Here is a 3,019-nt window from a genome sequence, read left to right as displayed (position 1 = left end):
AGGTCGACCGTGCTGCCCGCGACACTGCCGGTGAGCAGCTTGCCGCCGAGCCGCTGCCCGGCCTCCAGGACCGTGACCCGGGCGCCGCCCTCGGTCAGGCGGTGGGCGGCGGCGAGTCCGCTGATGCCGCCGCCGACGACGATGACCCGCATGCCGACCGCCTCAGCGTGCCGTCTGCTCGTGCACGTAGGACACGAGTCGGGCCAGGGCGTCGGGGTCGGTGTCGGGCAGGACACCGTGGCCGAGGTTGAAGATGTGGCCGGGCAGGTCGCGGGCGGAGTCCAGCACCCGGCGGGCCTGCGTCTCGACGGCCTCGCGGGGGGCGAACAGCACGGCCGGGTCCAGGTTGCCCTGGATCGCGTGGCCGGGGCCGACCCGTCGGGCCGCCTCGTCGAGCGGTACCCGCCAGTCCGCGCCGACCACGTCGGCGCCCGCCTCGGCCATGAGGTCGAGCAGTTCCCCGGTGCCGACGCCGAAGTGGATGCGGGGCACGCCGTACTCCGCCACGGCCTCGAAGACCTTCGCGGACGAGGGCAGGACGCGGGTGCGGTAGTCCTCCGGGGCGAGCGCGCCGACCCACGAGTCGAACAGCTGCACGGCGCTGGCGCCGGCCTCGATCTGCACCCGCAGGAACGCGGCGGTGATGCCGGCGAGGCGGTCGAGCAGCTCCGCCCAGAGTTCGGGCTCACCGAACATCATGGCCTTGGTGTGCTCGTGGTTGCGGGAGGGGCCGCCCTCCACGAGGTAGCTGGCGAGGGTGAAGGGGGCGCCGGCGAAGCCGATGAGCGGGGTGGTGCCGAGCTGCTCGGTGAGCATGCCGACGGCCGCGGTCACGTAGGAGACGTCGTCCGGCTCCAGCGGGCGCAGCTGGGCGAGGTCGGCGCGGGAGCGGATCGGCCGGGCGACGACCGGTCCGACGCCCGGCTTGATGTCGAGATCGATGCCGATGGCCTTGAGCGGCACCACGATGTCGCTGAAGTAGATCGCGGCGTCGACCTTGTGCCGGCGGACCGGCTGCATGGTGATCTCGGTGACCAGCTCCGGCTGCATGCAGGAGTCGAGCATCGCGATGCCCTCGCGCAGCTTGCGGTACTCGGGCAGCGAACGTCCCGCCTGGCGCATGAACCACACCGGGGTGTGCGGCACGTCCTCCCGGCGGCACGCCTTCAGGAAGGCGGAGTCGTACGTCTTGCGCGGCGGGCCCGTGGGGCGGTCATCGGCACTCACGGGCGAAGTCTCCCACGCGGGGCGGGCCGGTCCACAACTCGCCCGCAACCGGGCGGGCTGCGCCGCCTGTTCGCGGTGGGCGAGACAGCTGGTCTCTTCGGCCGTTCGGGGGTGTTCCTACCGGGTTGCGCGGGTGCTTCGGCCTACTGTTCCGTCCCATGGCAGCGGCGCGAGCACAGATGGCTGAAGGCCCCGACGACGATGCGCTTCCGCCGGCGTTCCGGCGGGCGGTGGAGGCACTGGGCAGGGCGTCGTGCCGGCCCGAGGTGCGGATCGACCCGATGCCCGCACCCCGGCGGCTGGCACCCTTCGCCCACGCCCTGGAGGCGGCAGTGGAGGTGGACGGCGAGGAACTCGCCGACGGGCGGTTCGTGCTGCTGCACGATCCGCAGGGCCAGGACTCGTGGCAGGGCACGTTCCGCGTGGTGACGCTGACCCGCGCCGAGCTGGAGGCTGAGATGGCCGCCGACCCGCTGCTGCCGGAGGTGACCTGGTCGTGGCTGACGGGTGCGTTGCAGGCACGGGCCGTGTCCTGCGGGCAGGCGGGCGGCACGGTGACGCGGGCCTCGTCGCACTCCTTCGGGGCGCTGGCGGACCGACCGCCGCACGCGGACATCGAGATCCGGGCGTCCTGGACCCCTTCGGGACCGCTGGGGGTGCCGGACGCGGCCGAACACCTGGCCGCGTGGTGCGATCTGCTGTGCCAGTGCGCCGGATTGCCGCCGGAGCAGGGTGAGCGGCCGGGGCACGCGGGAGTGGTGCCGTTGCCGCCGCGCAGGGGGCCGCAACCGCTCTGAGCTGGACGGTTGTGCGGACCCGCTCGACCCTGTGTCCGAATTGCGAGATTTATCCTCACTCGTTCGTGATCTTCCCCTAAAGCGGGGCCGGATTGCTGCCGAAGGACCTTCTGACCCTTCCAATCCGGCCGCAACGGCTCCCCCCGAGAGCCGGGCAGCCATCCCTGACTCCACTCCCCAGGAGGCCCGGTGTCTGTTCTCCTCGAGCACCCCGCAAGCCCGGTCGCCTACCGCCCGAACAAGCCGACGGCCATGGTCGTCGTCGCTGACCCCCGAGTCCGTTCCACCGTGACCCGGCACCTCTGGGCGCTGGGCGTGCGGGACGTAATCGAGGCGTCTTCGATCGCGGAGGCCCGTCCCCGAGTCGGCAACCCACGCGACATCTGCGTGGCCGACGTCCATCTTCCCGACGGCTCCGGCCTGACGCTGCTGTCCGAGACCCGCGCGGCGGGCTGGCCCAACGGGCTCGCGCTCTCCGCCGCAGACGACATCGGCGCGGTGCGTCACGCCCTCGCCGGCGGTGTCAAGGGCTACGTCGTCACCGGAACCCGCAACAACCTGGCCATGGCGACCCGCCCGGGCGCCGCCCCCATCGGCGCCGCCGCCGCCCGGCTGCACCGCAGGCCGCCCGGCGCCCCCGGCCACCCCGGCGGTCACCGCGAACTCTCCGGGCGGGAGGTCGAGGTGCTGCGGCTCGTCGCCGAAGGCCAGTCCAACAAGGCCATCGGCGTCTCCATGGGGCTCTCCGCCCTGACCGTCAAGAGCCACCTCGCCCGGATCGCCCGCAAGCTGGGCACCGGGGACCGCGCCGGCATGGTGGCCGTCGCCCTGCGCACCGGGATCATCCACTGACCCGTCGCCCGACCCCCCGCTGACGCACCGACACGCCGTCCGCCGCTCCCCGCCGGCCCCGTCCGGGGCCGATCCGCCTCCCCCAACGGGTCCGCCGCCGTTCGCGGCCTCCCCCGCAAGTCCCCCGCAGGACCCCGCAGCGG

At 73.5% G+C, this 3,019-nt stretch carries 4 protein-coding genes; 2 read left to right on the top strand and 2 right to left on the bottom strand.

Features of this window, described 5'->3' with window-relative positions:
- On the bottom strand, positions 1–152 hold a 152-nt coding region (locus tag ACYVE9_RS21020; RefSeq protein WP_461029445.1), incomplete at its 3' end, for an FAD-dependent oxidoreductase.
- Between the two features lie 10 nt (positions 153–162).
- Complete coding sequence (gene hemE, locus ACYVE9_RS21015) at positions 163–1,227, bottom strand: uroporphyrinogen decarboxylase (protein ID WP_461029444.1); 1,065 nt, start codon at positions 1,225–1,227, stop codon at positions 163–165.
- A gap of 158 nt (positions 1,228–1,385) precedes the next feature.
- Here hemE and ACYVE9_RS21010 point away from each other — a divergent pair, with 158 nt between their 5' ends.
- Together ACYVE9_RS21010 and ACYVE9_RS21005 are read left to right on the top strand one after the other, a co-directional pair.
- Complete coding sequence (locus ACYVE9_RS21010; protein WP_461029443.1) at positions 1,386–2,024, top strand: DUF3000 domain-containing protein; 639 nt, start codon at positions 1,386–1,388, stop codon at positions 2,022–2,024.
- Positions 2,025–2,213: 189 nt separating this feature from the next.
- A complete protein-coding gene (locus tag ACYVE9_RS21005) occupies positions 2,214–2,876 on the top strand; it encodes a LuxR C-terminal-related transcriptional regulator (protein WP_461029442.1) in 663 nt (220 codons plus the stop codon).
- The last annotated feature ends 143 nt before the right edge of the window (positions 2,877–3,019 follow it).

The sequence above is a fragment of the Streptomyces sparsus genome, from assembly GCF_054776295.1.
Note: the sequence above shows the minus strand (reverse complement) of the source record. Positions and strands in the feature narration are given on the sequence as shown.

What these genes read in the sequence shown, in the direction of transcription:
- ACYVE9_RS21010 (WP_461029443.1), top strand. Translation starts at nt 1,386, where the DNA reads ATGGCAGCGGCGCGAGCACAGATGGCTGAAGGCCCCGACGACGATGCG.